This is a genomic window from Sphingobium sp. SG1, assembly GCF_057063145.1.
Genome location: NZ_JBVVOJ010000012.1, coordinates 69,440 through 84,690 on the forward strand (window position 1 = coordinate 69,440; position 15,251 = coordinate 84,690).

At 64.8% G+C, this 15,251-nt stretch carries 17 protein-coding genes; 7 read left to right on the forward strand and 10 right to left on the reverse strand.

Annotated elements, in window-relative coordinates; translation table 11 throughout:
• Nucleotides 1–2: 2 nt before the first annotated feature.
• A complete protein-coding gene (locus AC0KVN_RS20870; protein ID WP_048938144.1) occupies nt 3–752 on the forward strand; it encodes an esterase/lipase family protein in 750 nt (249 codons plus the stop codon).
• A gap of 4 nt (nt 753–756) precedes the next feature.
• Here AC0KVN_RS20870 and AC0KVN_RS20875 read toward each other — a convergent pair whose 3' ends face one another.
• From AC0KVN_RS20875 to AC0KVN_RS20885, 3 genes are all read right to left on the reverse strand, one after another.
• Complete coding sequence (locus AC0KVN_RS20875; RefSeq protein WP_435567791.1) at nt 757–1,206, reverse strand: hypothetical protein; 450 nt, start codon at nt 1,204–1,206, stop codon at nt 757–759.
• A 44-nt stretch (nt 1,207–1,250) separates the two neighbouring features.
• Complete coding sequence (gene gltX / locus AC0KVN_RS20880) at nt 1,251–2,585, reverse strand: glutamate--tRNA ligase (RefSeq protein ID WP_435567790.1); 1,335 nt, start codon at nt 2,583–2,585, stop codon at nt 1,251–1,253.
• A 91-nt stretch (nt 2,586–2,676) separates the two neighbouring features.
• Nucleotides 2,677–4,338, reverse strand: a complete 1,662-nt coding sequence (locus AC0KVN_RS20885; RefSeq protein WP_435567789.1) for an NAD+ synthase — start codon at nt 4,336–4,338, stop codon at nt 2,677–2,679.
• A 222-nt stretch (nt 4,339–4,560) separates the two neighbouring features.
• Here AC0KVN_RS20885 and AC0KVN_RS20890 point away from each other — a divergent pair, with 222 nt between their 5' ends.
• The gene (locus tag AC0KVN_RS20890; protein ID WP_435567788.1) at nt 4,561–5,496 is read left to right on the forward strand and encodes a ribose-phosphate pyrophosphokinase; all 936 of its coding nucleotides are present in this window, start codon (nt 4,561–4,563) and stop codon (nt 5,494–5,496) included.
• A gap of 99 nt (nt 5,497–5,595) precedes the next feature.
• Here AC0KVN_RS20890 and AC0KVN_RS20895 read toward each other — a convergent pair whose 3' ends face one another.
• Together AC0KVN_RS20895 and AC0KVN_RS20900 are read right to left on the reverse strand one after the other, a co-directional pair.
• A complete protein-coding gene (locus AC0KVN_RS20895) occupies nt 5,596–5,832 on the reverse strand; it encodes a hypothetical protein (RefSeq protein WP_435567787.1) in 237 nt (78 codons plus the stop codon).
• 49 nt (nt 5,833–5,881) lie between these two features.
• Nucleotides 5,882–6,322, reverse strand: coding sequence for a VOC family protein (locus tag AC0KVN_RS20900; protein ID WP_435567786.1), 441 nt, complete (start codon nt 6,320–6,322; stop codon nt 5,882–5,884).
• A gap of 198 nt (nt 6,323–6,520) precedes the next feature.
• Here AC0KVN_RS20900 and AC0KVN_RS20905 point away from each other — a divergent pair, with 198 nt between their 5' ends.
• Nucleotides 6,521–7,348, forward strand: a complete 828-nt coding sequence (locus AC0KVN_RS20905) for an inositol monophosphatase family protein (protein ID WP_435567785.1) — start codon at nt 6,521–6,523, stop codon at nt 7,346–7,348.
• Nucleotides 7,320–7,508, forward strand: coding sequence for a hypothetical protein (locus AC0KVN_RS20910; RefSeq protein WP_153039473.1), 189 nt, complete (start codon nt 7,320–7,322; stop codon nt 7,506–7,508). Before AC0KVN_RS20905 ends, AC0KVN_RS20910 begins: the two co-directional genes overlap by 29 nt.
• Before the next feature lie 226 nt (nt 7,509–7,734).
• On the opposite strand, the gene infC is transcribed toward AC0KVN_RS20910, so the two are convergent.
• Both infC and thrS read right to left on the reverse strand, forming a co-directional pair.
• Nucleotides 7,735–8,268, reverse strand: a complete 534-nt coding sequence (infC, locus tag AC0KVN_RS20915; protein ID WP_029547879.1) for a translation initiation factor IF-3 — start codon at nt 8,266–8,268, stop codon at nt 7,735–7,737.
• A gap of 127 nt (nt 8,269–8,395) precedes the next feature.
• A complete protein-coding gene (thrS, locus tag AC0KVN_RS20920; RefSeq protein WP_303759434.1) occupies nt 8,396–10,378 on the reverse strand; it encodes a threonine--tRNA ligase in 1,983 nt (660 codons plus the stop codon).
• A gap of 170 nt (nt 10,379–10,548) precedes the next feature.
• On the opposite strand from thrS, the gene AC0KVN_RS20925 reads away from it, so the two are divergent.
• The 3 genes from AC0KVN_RS20925 (at nt 10,549) to AC0KVN_RS20935 (ending at nt 11,856) form a co-directional block, all read left to right on the forward strand.
• Nucleotides 10,549–10,986 carry an ExbD/TolR family protein gene (locus tag AC0KVN_RS20925; protein WP_435567784.1) on the forward strand — a complete coding sequence of 146 codons (438 nt, stop codon included), beginning with the start codon at nt 10,549–10,551 and terminating at the stop codon, nt 10,984–10,986.
• A gap of 94 nt (nt 10,987–11,080) precedes the next feature.
• The gene (locus tag AC0KVN_RS20930; protein WP_278392277.1) at nt 11,081–11,668 is read left to right on the forward strand and encodes a hypothetical protein; all 588 of its coding nucleotides are present in this window, start codon (nt 11,081–11,083) and stop codon (nt 11,666–11,668) included.
• On the forward strand, nt 11,665–11,856 hold the full coding sequence (locus tag AC0KVN_RS20935; RefSeq protein WP_004208912.1) for a helix-turn-helix transcriptional regulator: 192 nt from the start codon (nt 11,665–11,667) through the stop codon (nt 11,854–11,856). Before AC0KVN_RS20930 ends, AC0KVN_RS20935 begins: the two co-directional genes overlap by 4 nt.
• A gap of 91 nt (nt 11,857–11,947) precedes the next feature.
• Here the strand turns inward: AC0KVN_RS20935 and AC0KVN_RS20940 are convergent, their stop codons facing one another.
• The 3 genes from AC0KVN_RS20940 to AC0KVN_RS20950 form a co-directional block, all read right to left on the reverse strand.
• Nucleotides 11,948–12,484 carry an O-acetyl-ADP-ribose deacetylase gene (locus tag AC0KVN_RS20940; protein ID WP_483656371.1) on the reverse strand — a complete coding sequence of 179 codons (537 nt, stop codon included), beginning with the start codon at nt 12,482–12,484 and terminating at the stop codon, nt 11,948–11,950.
• Between the two features lie 4 nt (nt 12,485–12,488).
• Nucleotides 12,489–12,902, reverse strand: coding sequence for a VOC family protein (locus tag AC0KVN_RS20945; RefSeq protein ID WP_069336104.1), 414 nt, complete (start codon nt 12,900–12,902; stop codon nt 12,489–12,491).
• 68 nt (nt 12,903–12,970) lie between these two features.
• Nucleotides 12,971–15,133 (reverse strand): AsmA family protein, encoded by a 2,163-nt coding sequence (locus tag AC0KVN_RS20950; RefSeq protein ID WP_435567782.1) that lies wholly within the window; start codon nt 15,131–15,133, stop codon nt 12,971–12,973.
• Nucleotides 15,134–15,251 lie beyond the last annotated feature (118 nt).

The window sequence follows — 15,251 nt, forward strand, 5'->3', positions numbered from 1 at the left end:
TCGTGCCACCCTATGCCGATGCCATTGCCAGCTTCTGGAAGGGCCGCCTCGCCAGCGGTCCGCGCGCGTCCGCGCGCCCGTCGCTGTCGCATCTGCTGGGCAATGCCTCGGTGCCGTTCGACATCAACCGGACCAAGGCCCAGGCCGAACAACTGAGCCGCGCGATTCGCGGCGACGGGCGGCATATATTGCTGGTGCCGGGGCTGATGGCATCGGAACATCGGATGGAGCCGCTGCGCGCGATCCTCAACGCGGCGGGCTATCAGGCCCATGGCTGGGACATGGGCCGCAATTTCGGGCCGCGCGCCGATACGCTGGAGAAGATCGACGCCCGCGTCGATGCGATCCGTCGGACAAGCGGCAAGCCGGTGACTTTGGTCGGCTGGAGCCTGGGCGGCCTTTATGCGCGCGAATATGCCAAGTTCGCGCGATCCAAGGTCGGCGGCGTGGTGACGATGGGCACGCCCTTTTCCGGCGACCCGCGCGCCAACCACGCCTGGCGCCTCTATCAATTGGTGTCGGGCTTCCCGGTCGATACGCCGCCCTTCCCCTGCACCCGCGAGGAGAAGCCGCCGGTGCCGACCGTGGCGCTCTGGTCGCAGCGCGACGGCGTGATCCTGCCCGAATGCGCGCGAGGCCGTGCCGGCGAGCGCGACCGCGCGATCGAGGTGGATTGCACCCATATGGGCTTCGCCGCCGCGCCGGAGGGCATTCTGGCCGTCGGCAAGGCGCTGGAGATGATGGCCGCCTGAACGGTCAGTAACGGACTGGTTCGCCCTCCACCGTCAGCAGGCTGGAATCGGTCAGCCGCACATGGGTTTGATAATAATATTTTTCGGTCGGCCGGCCATCCGCCAGAAAATGAATTTTCACCCGCTTCGCTTCGCCGCGGACCGCGATGGTCTTGCCCGTCAGATATTGATCGAGTTCCGCGCCGAAACGCTGTGCCAGTGCATCGGCCATGGCGCCGGGAATGGCGATCGTCAGGTTGCGGGGATCGCGATAATCCTGCTGAGAATTAAGATAGAACCAGCCGCCCTGGCGCCCAGTGGCGCGGACGGGCAGCTCGAACACCCCCTTCACCCCATCGGGGGCGACAGCCGCGGCATTCATCACCGCCTGTTCGGGAAAGATATTATAGGAAGCAGACGGCGCTGCGGCTCCCATGAGCAGCAGGCCGGACGACAGGATGAGAGCATAACGCATCAGGCTGGCCTCCAGAATGGTCCGGTCCGGCCAGCCTAACCCGATCAACCGGCCACTGCCAGCCTCTTCAATGCCTCTTCCCGGCCGATCAGGGGCAGGAGTTGGCCCATGTCGGGGCCATGGTCCAGGCCGGTGAGGGCGCGGCGCAGGGGGTGGAACAGGGTCTTTCCCTTGCGGCCGGTTTCTTCCTTCAGCGCATTGGTCAGCGTGCGCCAGATGTCGGCGTCGAAGGGGACGGCGGACAGAATATGATGGGCAGCGGCGAGGAAATCGCGGTCTTCCTGCGCCGCTTCGGGCGCGGCGATCGGGCCGGTGATGATCTGCCACCAAGCGGTGGCGCCCGCGACCGTCTCCAGATTGGGGCGGATCGCGGCCCAGGCGGCGGCGTCCATGCCGGCGGGCAGGCGATCGGCGACCGCCTCATAGGGCAGGGCGTGGACGATCTTCTGGTTGAGGCTGGCCAGTTCGGCTTCGTCGAAGCGGGCGGGGGCGCGGCCGAAATGGGCGAAGTCGAACGTCTCGATCAGCGGCGCACGGTCGGCGAAGGGCTCGATCGGCTGCGAGCTGCCGAGGCGGGCGAGCAGTGAGGCGATCGCGGCCGGCTCCAGCCCGATCTCGCGGAAATGGGCGACGCCGAGCGAGCCGAGGCGCTTGGACAGCTTGCCCTCGCTGCCGGTCAGCAGCGCTTCGTGCGCGAAGGCAGGGAGCGGCGCGCCGAGCGCGGTGAACATCTGGATCTGGGTCGCGGTGTTGGAGACATGATCCTCGCCGCGCAGCACATGGGTGACGCCCATGTCGACATCGTCGATCACCGAGGGGAGCATGTAGAGCCATGAGCCGTCGGCGCGGCGGATCACCGGGTCGGACAGCAATTTGGGGTCGAAGCGCTGCTCGCCACGAATGAGGTCGGTCCAGATGATCGGCTGCTCATGGTCGAGCCTGAAGCGCCAGTGTGGCGTGCGCCCTTCGGCTTCATAAGCGGCGATCTGGTCCGGGGTCAGCGCCAGGGCGGCGCGATCATAGACCGGCGGCAGGCCGCGCCCCAGCAGCACCTTGCGGCGCAGTTCCAGTTCCTGTTGGGTTTCATAGGCGGGATAGACATGGCCCGAGGCCTTCAACGCCGCGAACCGCGCCTCATAGAGGGCGAAGCGGTCCGACTGTTTTTCCTCGCCGTCCCAGTCGAGGCCGAGCCAACGCAGATCAGCCAGAATCGAGTCCGCATATTCGGGGCGCGAGCGCTCCAGATCGGTGTCGTCGAGGCGCAGCAGGAATTGACCACCGGACTTGCGCGCCCACAGCCAGTTGTGGAGCGCGGCGCGGATATTGCCGACATGGAGATGGCCGGTCGGCGACGGGGCGAAGCGGGTGATGACGGTCATATCTTTATTTCCAAACCCGTGCGCCCCGAACGAAGGGGCTTCGCCATGCTCAGCCTGCCCTTCGACTTCGCTCAGGGCGAACGGATGTTACTTATACGCTGCGGAATGCGTTGGTGATCGGGTAGCGGCGGTCGCGGCCGAAGTTGCGGATGCCGAGCTTCACGCCGGGCGGCGACTGGCGACGCTTATATTCGGCGATGTAGAGCAGATGCTCGATCCGGGTGACGACCGCCTTGTCAAAGCCGCGCTCGACCAGCTGAGCCACCGACAATTCCTCCTCGACCAGGCCATAGAGGATCGGGTCCAGCACCTCATAGGGGGGCAGGCTGTCCTCATCCTTCTGATTGTCGCGCAGTTCGGCGCTGGGCGGCTTGGTGATGACGCGTTCGGGCATGACCGGGCCGGCCGGACCGAAGCCTTCGCCGAGCGAGGGCATGTGCGCGTTGCGCCAGCGGCAGAGGTCGAACACCGTCGTCTTGTAGGCGTCCTTCAGCACCGAATAGCCGCCCGCCATGTCGCCATAGATGGTGGCATAGCCGACCGACATCTCGCTCTTGTTGCCGGTGGTCAGCAGCATATGGCCGAACTTGTTGGAGAGGGCCATCAGGGTGAGGCCGCGAATGCGCGACTGGATATTCTCTTCGGTGAGGTCGCGCGCCTTGCCCTCGAACACCGGGGCCAGCATCGTGTCGAAGGCGGCAACCGCCGGCTCGATCGGGATGGTGTCGTAGCGGACGCCGAGCAGGCGGGCGCATTCGACCGCATCGTCCAGGCTTTCCTGGCTGGTGAAGCGTGAGGGCATCATCACGCACCAGACCCGGTCGGCACCCAGCGCATCGACCGCGACGGCGGCGGACAGAGCGGAATCGATGCCGCCCGACAGGCCCAGGACGACGCCGGGGAAGCGGTTGCGGTTCACATAGTCGCGCAGGCCCAACACCATCGCATTATAGATGTCGGCCGGGCGCGGATCGAGTTCATGACGCTCGCCGGGCAGGCAGACCCACTGGCCGTCCCATTTCTCCCACTGGGTCAGCACCAGCTTTTCCTCCCAGTCGGGGAGTTGCTGGGCGATGGAGAGATCGCCGTTCATGACGAAGGAGGCGCCGTCGAACACCAGTTCGTCCTGGCCGCCGACGCGGTTCAAATAGACGAGCGGCAGGCCGGTTTCGCGCACGCGGGTGCCGGCGACGACGTTCAGGCGGCGATCATCCTTGTCGACCTCGAACGGGCTGCCATTGGGGCTGATGAGGATTTCCGCACCCTCGGCCCGCAAATGGGCGGTGACGAAGGGGAACCAGATATCCTCGCAGATCGGCACGCCGATCTTCACGCCGCGAAACGTGATCGGCGCGGGCAGCGGGCCGGGCGCGAACAGGCGCTTTTCGTCGAACGTGCCGTAATTGGGCAGTTCTCGCTTCTGGCGGATCGCGGTGACGGCGCCATTCTCGATCAGGGCGACGACATTGAACAGCACGCCCTGCGAGGCGACGACGGTGCCGACCAGCATCGCCGGGCCGCCATCGGCGCTTTCCTGCGCCAGCCGATCAAGATGATAATTGGCCTGGTCGAGCAGGGCGGGCTTGAGCACCAGATCCTCGGGCGGATAGCCGATCAGTTGCAGTTCGGGATAGACGATCAGGTCTGCGCCCTTGGCGCGGGCGCGCCATTCCAGCATGGCGTCGGCATTGGCCCTGGGGTCGCCCATCGTCTGGGTCATCTGGGCGAGCGCGATCACGAGTTTGTCGGTCATGCACCGCGCCCTAGAGCATTTTGCCTATTTGCGAAAATGCTCTGTTTTCCGATGCCGCATTTTCGAACCGAACACCCGCTTCGCGATCATCCTGAAAATGCTCCGGCCATTTTGTCGCAGGGCGCAAAAGCGCCTTTCCACATGGGACATGCGCCGCTAAAGGGGCCGCGTTTCGCGCATCGTCATCAATTCGTCACGCCAATTAGCCTGGGGATTTTCGCCATGAAACTCATGACCGGCAATTCGAACAAGCCGCTCGCGGCCGCCATCGCCGACTATATCGAAATCCCCCTGACCGAGGCCAGCGTCCGCCGCTTTGCCGACGAAGAAGTTTTCGTGGAAATTCATGAGAATGTCCGCGGCGAAGACGTGTTCGTGATCCAGTCGACGGCCTATCCGACCAACGACAATCTGATGGAATTGCTGATCATGATCGATGCGCTCAAGCGCGCATCGGCCAAGCGAATCACTGCCGTCGTCCCCTATTTCGGCTATGCCCGCCAGGACCGTAAGCCCGGCCCGCGCACGCCGATCAGCGCCAAGCTGGTCGCCAACCTGATCACCACCGCCGGCGCCGACCGCGTCCTCTCGGTCGATCTCCATGCCGGCCAGATCCAGGGCTTCTTCGACATCCCGACCGACAATCTGTTCGGTGCGCCGGTGATGTCGGCCGACATCCAGGCCCGTTTCGGCGACAAGAATATCATGGTCGTGTCGCCCGACGTCGGCGGCGTGGTGCGCGCCCGTGCGCTCGCCAAGCGGCTCGACAACGCTCCGCTGGCGATCGTCGACAAGCGCCGCGAGCGCGCCGGCGAGTCGGAAGTGATGAACATCATCGGCGACGTGAAGGGCCGTTTCTGCATCCTGATCGACGATATCGTCGATTCAGCCGGCACGCTGTGCAACGCCGCCGCCGCGCTGAAGGCACAGGGCGCCGAGGAAGTCGTCGCCTATGTCAGCCATGGCGTGCTGTCGGGCGGTGCGGTCGCCCGCGTCGAGGCGTCGGAACTGCGGGAACTGGTCATCACCGACTCGATCCAGGGCACCGACGCCGTGAACGATGCCAAGCGTATCCGCCACCTGCCGATCGCCCCGCTGCTTGGCGAAGCGATCAAGCGCATCGCGGACGAAAGCTCGGTGTCGAGCCTGTTCGACTGATCGCGACAATGGGCGGGCAGCCGGTCGGTTGCCTTTCCTGTGACTGTCACAGACCTACGCCGGTCGAGCCTCGCTCGGCCGGCGTTGTCGTATCTGACGTCAGTGCGTCGGGAACAGGATGATCGGCAGGGCGAAGACCAGCGCCAGGCCGGAAACGACGCGCTGGCCGCGCGATACGCCCAGCGGCAGTTCGCGCCACACCATCGGGCAGGCGAGCAGGGCGAAGACGACGAGGATGTTGGAGATCGCCACCGATCCGCCGATCGGCATGTCCTGCCGCAGCGCGAGGCCTGCGAACAGGCAGATGAAGCTCAAGATCCAGCCAAGCAGCGCCATGACGCCCCCCTTTCTTCCGGAAGGCTAGAACGGCACGGTTTCCAAAAGCTTAATCACCGTCTTCGGGGATCGGCTCCCAGGGGTCATAGCTGCCGAAGCTCCACACATTCCCCTCGGGGTCAAGCGCGGTGTAGCCGCGGCCCGGATAGCCCGGATTGTCATGCGGTTCGTCCACCACCACTGCGCCTTCGTTGCGGGCATGAAGGCAATGGGCATCGACATCGGTCACGACCATATAGACGCAGGCGGTGATGCCGCCCAGGTCGCGCACCGTCGACCAGGTGTAGAGCGATTCGCCCTCCATATCCTTGACGCTGCCCAGCATCACCATGCCTTCACCCAGGACAAGCTGGGCATGATGGATGATGCTGTTGTCGAAATCGTCGGGATAGACGGCATGCCGCTCGAAGCCGAAGGCGGCGCACAGGAAATCGATGGCGGCGGGCGCATCGGCATAGCGCAGGCACGGGATGACGGGTGAACCGGGCATCTTTCCTCTCCCTTCGGTGAATCAGGATGGCGCAGGCTGGACCTTGATCGCGTCAGGCTGAACCGGCCCGACGCGTGAATCAAGGTCCAGAATCAAGGAATAGAGCCCGATTCACGCCATCGGTGCAAGCGCGAAGCGCTTCCCCCTCAGACGATCGGGCTCTAGCCTAGCGCGCGCCGACCGGCTAGGCGAAGGGGCATGACGACCCGCGATGACCTGGCCCTTGCCAACCGCCTTGCCGACGCCGCCGGCGCCGCCATCCGCCCCTTTTTCCGCGCGCGCTACGATCTGGAGATCAAGGCCGACAAGTCGCCGGTGACGGAGGCCGACCGCGCCGCCGAAGCCGCGATCCGCGCGATCCTGGAAAAGGAACGGCCGAACGACGGCATCATCGGCGAGGAATATGGATCGGTCCGCACCGATGCCGAGCGGGTGTGGATATTGGATCCGATCGACGGCACGCGCAGCTTCATCGCCGGGCGGCCGATCTTCGGCACGCTGATCGCGCTGACGCAAGGCAGCTGGCCGACGATCGGCATCATTGACCAGCCGATCGCGCAGGAACGCTGGGCCGGGATGAGCGGACAGCCCACCACCTTCAACGGCAAGCCGGTGCGCACCCGCGCGTGCAAGGCGCTGGAGGGGGCGGGGATAGCCACCACCAGCCCGCACCTGTTCGCGGAAGGTGACGTGCCCCATTATATGGCGCTGGTCGGCGCGGTGTCGGGCGGATCGCCGCGCCAGGGGCCGGTCTATGGCGGCGACTGCTATAATTATGGGCTGCTGGCGTCGGGCTTCCTCGACATCGTCATCGAATCCGGACTGCAAAGCTATGACTTCGCCGCTTTGGTGCCGGTGGTCGAGGGCGCGGGCGGGCTGATGTGCGACTGGAATGGCGAACCGCTGACCGCCGAAAGCGAAGGCCATGTGCTGGCGCTGGGCGATCCGGCGCGGCTGGAGGATGTGCTGGAGACGATCCATGGCGCGGGTGATGGGCATGACCATGGGCATCATCACGATCATTGAGGGTGGCGTTGAGCAATCTGCCAATGATCAGAAGCAGACGGTTCCAGTTTCTTCCCAAACAAGCTTAGAAGGGATTATCGGACCATCCGCCATTTCATCCACCCCGGCCATATTGCGGACGCCGAATATGCTCATGCAGTCCGGGGGCGATGACATTTAGCGCTGACGATCTGCAACTGGTGCTTTTCCGCGCTCCTGTGATTACGCGCCTTAAATATGCTGCCTTGAAACGAGACATGCGACTCGTCTCAAGGGCTACGAAAACCAATATTGCCGTTTAATTCGATTGTCGATCGCCCCTAAGAGCGTGCCTCCAAATGCGTATCGGGCGGAGTTTGTTGCCAGACCCCGCCCGATACGCATGTTCTTCGATGTCGCGGCGCCGCTTATTTCGGCGAGAGCACCATCAGCATCTGACGGCCTTCCATGCGCGGATAGGCTTCGACCTTGGCGATCTCGGCGACATTTTCCGCCACGCGCTGCAGCAGGTTCATGCCCAGCTGCTGGTGGCTGAGTTCGCGGCCGCGGAAGCGCAGGGTGATCTTCACCTTGTCGCCATCGCCGATGAAATCATGGACCTTCTTCATCTTCGTATCATAATCATGATCGTCGATGTTCGGACGCATCTTGATCTCTTTGAGCTCCTGCGTCTTCTGGGTCTTGCGGGCGATATTCGCCTTCTTCTGGGCCTCGTATTTGAACTTGCCGATGTCCAGGAACTTGCAGACTGGCGGATCGGCGTTGGGCGACACTTCGACCAGGTCCAGGCCAACGTCGGCGGCCTGCTCGATCGCCTCTTGCGTAAACATCACGCCCAGATTTTCGCCTTCGTCATCAATCACGCGCACCTTGGGTACGGTGATGAATTCGTTATACCGGGGGCCGGACTTCGGCGGCGGCGCCAGCGGGCGGCGCATCATCGGGGGACGTATAGCAGCTTCTCCTGAGTCTATTAAAAACGAGTGGCTCTTAGCGGCTTTTCTACAAAACTGAAAGGGGTGCGTGTCTCCGTCGTAACGGAATCACGCACCCTGTGGCATTGCTGCCTCAACCCATATCGGGTGCGCGACCTTCTTTTTCAAGGCGGGCAATCACTTCGTCGAGCGAAAGCATGGTCTGGCCATCCTTGCCCAGTTCGCGCAGCGCCACCGTGCCTTCTTCCGCCTCGCGGCGGCCGACGACCAGCAGGTTGGGCACCTTGCCCAGCGAATGTTCGCGCACCTTGTAGTTGATCTTCTCGTTGCGCACGTCGGCCTCGGCACGAATGCCGGCCGCGCGCAGCTTCTCGACCACGTCCAGCGCATAAGTATCCGCATCCGACACGATCGTCGCGACCACCGCCTGCACGGGGGCCAGCCACAGCGGGAACTTGCCGGCATAATGTTCGATCAGGATGCCGATGAACCGCTCATAGCTGCCGAAGATCGCGCGGTGCAGCATCACCGGCCGATGGCGCTCGCCATCCTCGGCGATGTAGCTGGCGTCGAGCCGTTCGGGCAGCACCCGGTCCGACTGGATGGTGCCGACCTGCCAGGTGCGGCCGATCGCGTCAGTCAGGTGCCATTCCAGCTTGGGCGCATAGAAGGCGCCTTCGCCGGGCAGTTCTTCCCAGCCATATTCGGGCGTGTTGAGGCCGGCGGCGGCAACCGCGTTGCGCAGTTCCTCTTCCGCCTTGTCCCACATTTCCTCGGTGCCGAAGCGCTTTTCCGGGCGCAGCGCCAGCTTGATCGAGTAGGTGAAGCCGAAATCCCGGTAGATCCGGTCGGCCAGCGCACAGAAGGCGCGGACTTCCTCGACGATCTGGTCTTCGCGGCAGAAGATATGGGCGTCGTCCTGGGTGAACTGGCGCACGCGCATCAGGCCGTGCAGCGCGCCATGCGGCTCGTTGCGGTGGCAGCAGCCATTTTCATAGAAGCGCAGCGGCAGGTCGCGATAGCTCTTGATCCCCTGCTTGAAGATCAGGATGTGCGCCGGGCAGTTCATCGGCTTGAGTGCCATCCAGTCGACATCGTCCGACACCAGCGGGCCTTCGTCGGCCACATTTGGCACTTCGTCGGGGATGACGAACATATTCTCGCGATATTTGCCCCAGTGGCCGGACTGTTCCCACTGGCGCGCGTCCATCACCTGCGGGGTCTTCACCTCGCGATAGCCGGCATCGTCGATCGCGCGGCGCATATAGGCTTCCAACTCGCGCCAGATCAGATAGCCCTTGGGGTGCCAGAAGACGCTGCCATGCGCTTCCTGCTGCAGGTGGAACAGGTCCATCTCCGCGCCCAGCTTGCGATGGTCGCGCTTGCCGGCCTCTTCCAGCCGCGTCAGATGCTCGTTGAGCTGCTTCTTGTTGAGCCAGCCGGTGCCGTAGATGCGGCTCAGCATCGCATTCTTCTGGTCGCCGCGCCAATAGGCGCCCGACACGCGCGTCAGCTTGAACGCCGCCGGGTCCAGCTTGCCGGTGGAGGCCAGATGCGGGCCGCGGCACATGTCGTACCAGCCGTCGCCCGAATGATAGACGGTCAGTTCCTCGCCCTGCGGCAGTTCGGCCGCCCATTGCGCCTTGAACGTCTCGCCGGCCGCTTCCCACTGGGCGATCAGCGTGTCGCGGGCGATCACTTCGCGGCGCAGCGGCTTGTTGGCGGCGATGATCTTGCGCATCTCCGCCTCGATCGCGGGCAGGTCTTCCTCGGTGAAAGGGCGATCCTTGGGCGCGAAGTCATAATAGAAACCATCGTCGGTCGCCGGGCCGAAGGTGATCTGCGTGCCGGGGAACAGCGCCTGCACCGCTTCGGCCAGCACATGGGCGAAATCGTGGCGCGCCAGTTCCAGCGCGTCGGCCTCGTCCTTCGCCGTCACGAGGGCGAGCTGCGAATCCTGTTCCAGCGGGCGCATGATGTCGCGCAGCTCGCCGTCGACCTTCGCGGCGATCGCCGCCTTGGCCAGGCCCGGCCCGATCGCCGCTGCAATGTCCGCCGGAGTAGTGCCGGGCGCGACTTCACGCACGGAACCATCGGGCAGGGTGATCTTGAGCATGGCGGACACGGGGGGTCTTTCTGTGAAATGTTCAGGTTGCGCGGCCCAAAAAGCCGCGCCTTCCCCATAAATGGGCGGTCTGCCCTGTCAATAGAAGCCCTCTTGCCAAGAGTCACCCAGGGGCGCATGTTTTATGTGCTGATATATCATTATCAGCACAGGAGGGACTTATGGCTTTGAGCTTTGCAAAATCCCGTGGCGTGCAGGATGACGCGCCGATGGGCGAGATGAACACGACGCCGCTGATCGATGTCATGCTCGTGCTGCTGATCATGTTCATCATCACCATCCCGATCCAGACCCACAGCGTGGGCATCAACCTGCCCCAGGCGCCGGTCGATACCAGCCTGCCCCAACCCGATCCGATCAAGAACAAGGTGACGATCGACGCATCGGGCGTGGTCCGCTGGAACGGCATGGCAGTCGATGCCCTGACGCTGCGCCGCTATCTCGCCCAGACGCTGGCCATGCCGGTCGAGCCGGAACTGCAATTCCAGCCGGATGCCGCCGCCCGTTATCTGGTGGTCGACCAGACCCTGGCCGACATCCGCCGTGCCGGCGTCACCAAGCTCGGCTTTGTCGGCAATGAGCGCTATGGCCAGTTCTGACAAGCGTGCACGATAAAATGTAAAGGTAAGTTGACTCATTGCTTCCTGCTTCTGTAAAGGGCACTTGACCATTTCAGAGCAGGAGGCACGAGTCATGATCGCCCCGGAACCCATCCACCCCTTTCCCTGGCGCATCTGCGCGGCCGCCGCGCTGTTCACGGTGCTGATGGTGGCCGCTGCCGTCGCCGCCAACATCTTCACCATCAGCGGCAATGGCAAATTGCCGCTGATGGTGCCGGGCCTGCTGGCGCTGGGCTGGCTGATCTGGGAAGCGATGCGGCTGGCGCGCGGCGTGCCGGGATCGGCGATCGCCCGCTATATCGGCCGGGTCGTGCCGCTGATGATCGCCAATATCGTCACCGTGGTCGCGGCCATCACCATCCAGCGCGAATGGCATCCGGCGGGCATCTGGGCCGTGCTCGTCGCCTTGCTGCCGGCGCCGCCGCTGATCGGCTTCATCTGGGCGATGGGCCGGCTGCTGGTGGAGGAGGCCGACGAATATCTGCGCATGGTCCATGCCCGGCGCGCGCTGATCGCGGCCGGTTTCATGCTGGTCATCACCACCGTCTGGGGCCTGCTCGAAGGATCGGGCCTTGCCCCCCATGCGCCCGCCTATGCCGCCTTCATCCTGTGGAATCTGGGCCTGTTGCTGGCGCCGATCCTGCCGGGCGGCCGCGCATGAAGAACCGGCTCAAGATCTTGCGGGCGGAGCGCGACTGGAACCAGAGCGATCTCGCCGCCCAGCTCGGCATCTCGCGCCAGAGCGTCAACGCGATCGAGACGGGCAAATATGACCCCTCGCTCCCGCTCGCCTTCCGCATCGCCGACCTGTTTGGCTTGAAGATCGAGGATATCTTCCTGCGCGACTGAGGCCGGGGCGCAGGCGTCATGCAGATGCCATGGCGCTCATCCCGCGCCTTATAGCCGTAGAAGCGGAGAGAGGGAATGATAGCCAAACACCCTAATCCCCCGCCACCGCATCCCTGACGGCAGCGTCGTAGAGGGCGCGATTCTCTTCGTCGAAGCAGACGAAGAGGATTTGGTCGAAGGCATCGGGGTCGCGGCGCAGCACCTCGACCACGGCGCGGGCGGCGACCTTGGCGGCTTGCGCCTTGGGATAGCCATAGACGCCGGTCGAGATTGCCGGGAAGGCGACCCTGCGTAGGCCATGATGGCGGGCGAGCGACAGGCTGTGGCTGTAGCAGCTGGCGAGCAGGTCGCGCTCGCCCTGATTGCCGCCCTGCCAGGCCGGGCCGACGCTGTGGATGACGTAGCGGGCCGGCAACCGGTAGCCGCGCGTGATCCGCGCCTCCCCGGTCGGGCAGCAGCCGATGCCCCTACATTCCTCCAGCAGCTCCGGCCCGGCGGCGCGGTGGATCGCGCCATCCACGCCGCCGCCGCCGAGCAGGCTGTTATTGGCGGCGTTGACGATCGCGTCGACCGCGCAACGGGTGATGTCGCCCGTCACCACGTCCCAGCGCGTCGTCCCGACCATCATCGCATCAGTCCCTGATCGGCCCGCCGATCGACCAGACATGGCCGAAGGGATCGGTGAGCTGGCCATAGCGGGCGCCCCAGAACTGGTTGTCGATCGGGAAGCGGATCGCCGCGCCGGCGGCCAGCGCGCGATCCCACCAGCGATCGGCATCGTCCACTTCCAGATGCAGCGTGACCGAGGCCGGCTTTTCCGCCGGGGCGCCGCCGCACATTTCGGGAAAATGATCGTTCAGCATCAGCCCGCCATCATTGATCGTCAGATGGGCGTGCATGATCCGCGTGCCATCCTCTTCCAGATGGCGGCTCTGTTCGGTCGCTCCGAAAGCCGCGCTGTAGAAGGCGATGGCGTCGGCGGCCTTGCCGTCGGCGATGGTCAGATGGGGCGTGACCCCCGGCAGGACGAACGGCGTGTCGCTCATGATCCTCTCCTTCGGTCCGACCCCTGATCGAGTCGGCAGGGCCGCAGGATAGGCCCGACGCATGACCTTCAGAAGATGCCGAGGAACTTCTTGTCCTGGGTCTTCTTCTCGGCCTTGCTGCCCTTGCCCGCTTCATCCTTCGCAGTGGTGCCGCGGCCGACATCGTCGCGCGGCTTGCCACCCCGGGTGCGCTGGGCAGCGGCATCGGCGCCGGCTAGCACCGGGCCGCAGGACGCTGCCTTGACATCGCCGACATCGACAAAGGCGAGCGTCGCCGCGATCGGCGTCGCGACAATGCCCAGCGCCGCCGCCGCGCCGCCGCGCGCAATCAGGTCGGGGCTGATGACATTGATCGACGGCCGGGCGAAATAGCCGCCAATGCCGACCGGCGACTGGCCGGAGAAGAGGCTGATCTTCTTGCCGTCGGCGCGGAAGGCGAGGTCAAGGCTCTCATTCCTGAACGAGAAGCCGCCCCGGCCGACCATCACATTCTTGCGCGTGTCGATCAGGATCGGGTCGGCTGCCGCCACGCCGTTGCGCACGGTGAAGGCGATCAGGCCACAATTGATCTGCACCGGATCCTTCAGCTTCCTTTCGAACATCTTGGTGATGAAGGTGCCGACATCGATTTCGGAAAGCTGGACATTGCGCGCCCACATGCTGCCCGCCGGCAGGATGACGGCAATGCGGCCATTGGCGGTGGCGAGCGAATCATGGACGGTATCGCCCAGCCCCGTCATCTGCATCCGCCCCTTGACCATGCCGGTCGTGCCCGATTGCTCGACGCCCCATCGGGCGAGCAGCATACCCATCGGCGTGGGCGCCAGGCGGACGTCATAGCTCGTGCGCACCGGCTGGTTGCGGGCGTTGATCTCTATGTCCGACGCGACATGACCGCCCGCCATGTCGAAGGTCAAAGGCGAGAGCGTCAGCAGGCTATGGTCGAGCTTCACCGTCATAGCGGCATTGGCGATCGGCACATTGGGCGCGCGGATGGTCTTCACGCTGTAGCGGACATTGGCGTCGAAATTGCGGATCGCCTCGATCCGCAGCGGTGCGTCGGGCAGCAGGCGCGGGGTGCCCTGCACGGTCGTGATCGCACCCGCCCCGCCCTGCGCATCCAGCCGTTGCGGATCATAGCCGATGAAGGGGCCGACATCGATAATGTCGAGCCGCTGCGTCGCCAGATCGGCGTCGAGCAGCAGCCGGTTGTTCGGCAGCGACACGGTGAAACGCCCGGCCAGGTCGGAAGCGCCGAACCGGCCCTTCAAATGGGTGAAGCGCCACTCCTCGCCCGCCTTGGTCAGGGCCGCGGTGAAGCGATAATGGCGGGTGCCGGGAATGGCCACGCCCAGGAAATCGAACAAATGGCTGAGATTGGGGCCCTGCGCCACGACGCGCAGGTCGCTGCCCTCCAACTCGGTCGCGCCGGGCAGCGTGCCGGTTATCTCCAGCACGGTCGCGCCCGCCTGTGCCCGCAGCACCAGGCTGTTCTTGCCGCCGGTGACGGTGGCGTTGGGCGACAGCAGGCCGCCCTTGAGGGTAAAGGGCTTGCCGCGCATCGTGCCGGTGCCGGACAGGCGGACGTCGCTGGCAAAGCGGGTGTCCTGCGCCTTCACCGTTTCGAAGCCGATATCGGTCGACAGTTGCAGCACCGGATCGCGATAGCGCATCGTCGTGCCGGCGAGCAGCGCGCGGCGAACAAGCGGCAGGGCCATCGGCTCGCCCTTTCGGTCGGGGTCGCCCAGCGTCCATGTATTATGCTGCCGGTCGCGCGACCATTCGAGGTCGGCGGCGGCCCCCCGCAGTTCAAGCCATGGGACACGGTATCTGCTGCCGAAGATCAGGCTCAAGGGCGCGATCCGTGCATCGATCAGGTCGGCGCGCAGCAGGTCGGGCCGGCTGGCCCAGGGCAGGTTGGCGATCCGCATCCCCTCCGCCCGGAACTTGATCGCGATCGGCGCAAAATAGAGCTGGAAGTCGCCGCCGACCTGCACCTGCCGTTCCAGCCGTGCGGACAGGATGCGCTCGAACGGCCCCTTGAGGAAGCGCCCCTTGGTGATGAACAGAATCAGCCACAGGGCGAAGAGGATGCCGATGATCCACAGCAGGATGCGGGCCGGCAGCGGCAGGCGCCGCCAGCGGTCGCGCGCGCGGCGCAGATGCCCAGCCGCGCCGCCGGGCTGGGCGGGCTTGGACGCGCTGGGCGGCACAGGTTCGACATCGGCCATGGCGAGGTCAACGCAGGCATAGTGGCTTTGGGTCCGAATCGCTTGCTTTTGCGGGCGCGGCCGACTATGGGCCGCCCTTCGCGATATTCAGTGAGACCGCCCGGCTAACTAGGGCTGC

Coding starts and splice junctions, on each gene's coding strand:
- AC0KVN_RS20875 (WP_435567791.1), bottom strand. CDS start 1,206: ATGCGTTATGCTCTCATCCTGTCGTCCGGCCTGCTGCTCATGGGAGCC.
- AC0KVN_RS20905 (WP_435567785.1), top strand. CDS start 6,521: ATGACGACCCGCGATGACCTGGCCCTTGCCAACCGCCTTGCCGACGCC.
- gltX (WP_435567790.1), bottom strand. CDS start 2,585: ATGACCGTCATCACCCGCTTCGCCCCGTCGCCGACCGGCCATCTCCAT.
- AC0KVN_RS20930 (WP_278392277.1), top strand. CDS start 11,081: ATGATCGCCCCGGAACCCATCCACCCCTTTCCCTGGCGCATCTGCGCG.
- AC0KVN_RS20890 (WP_435567788.1), top strand. CDS start 4,561: ATGAAACTCATGACCGGCAATTCGAACAAGCCGCTCGCGGCCGCCATC.
- thrS (WP_303759434.1), bottom strand. CDS start 10,378: ATGCTCAAGATCACCCTGCCCGATGGTTCCGTGCGTGAAGTCGCGCCC.
- AC0KVN_RS20945 (WP_069336104.1), bottom strand. CDS start 12,902: ATGAGCGACACGCCGTTCGTCCTGCCGGGGGTCACGCCCCATCTGACC.
- AC0KVN_RS20900 (WP_435567786.1), bottom strand. CDS start 6,322: ATGCCCGGTTCACCCGTCATCCCGTGCCTGCGCTATGCCGATGCGCCC.
- AC0KVN_RS20935 (WP_004208912.1), top strand. CDS start 11,665: ATGAAGAACCGGCTCAAGATCTTGCGGGCGGAGCGCGACTGGAACCAG.
- AC0KVN_RS20925 (WP_435567784.1), top strand. CDS start 10,549: ATGGCTTTGAGCTTTGCAAAATCCCGTGGCGTGCAGGATGACGCGCCG.
- infC (WP_029547879.1), bottom strand. CDS start 8,268: ATGATGCGCCGCCCGCTGGCGCCGCCGCCGAAGTCCGGCCCCCGGTAT.
- AC0KVN_RS20910 (WP_153039473.1), top strand. CDS start 7,320: ATGACCATGGGCATCATCACGATCATTGAGGGTGGCGTTGAGCAATCT.
- AC0KVN_RS20950 (WP_435567782.1), bottom strand. CDS start 15,133: ATGGCCGATGTCGAACCTGTGCCGCCCAGCGCGTCCAAGCCCGCCCAG.
- AC0KVN_RS20895 (WP_435567787.1), bottom strand. CDS start 5,832: ATGGCGCTGCTTGGCTGGATCTTGAGCTTCATCTGCCTGTTCGCAGGC.
- AC0KVN_RS20885 (WP_435567789.1), bottom strand. CDS start 4,338: ATGACCGACAAACTCGTGATCGCGCTCGCCCAGATGACCCAGACGATG.
- AC0KVN_RS20940 (WP_483656371.1), bottom strand. CDS start 12,484: ATGATGGTCGGGACGACGCGCTGGGACGTGGTGACGGGCGACATCACC.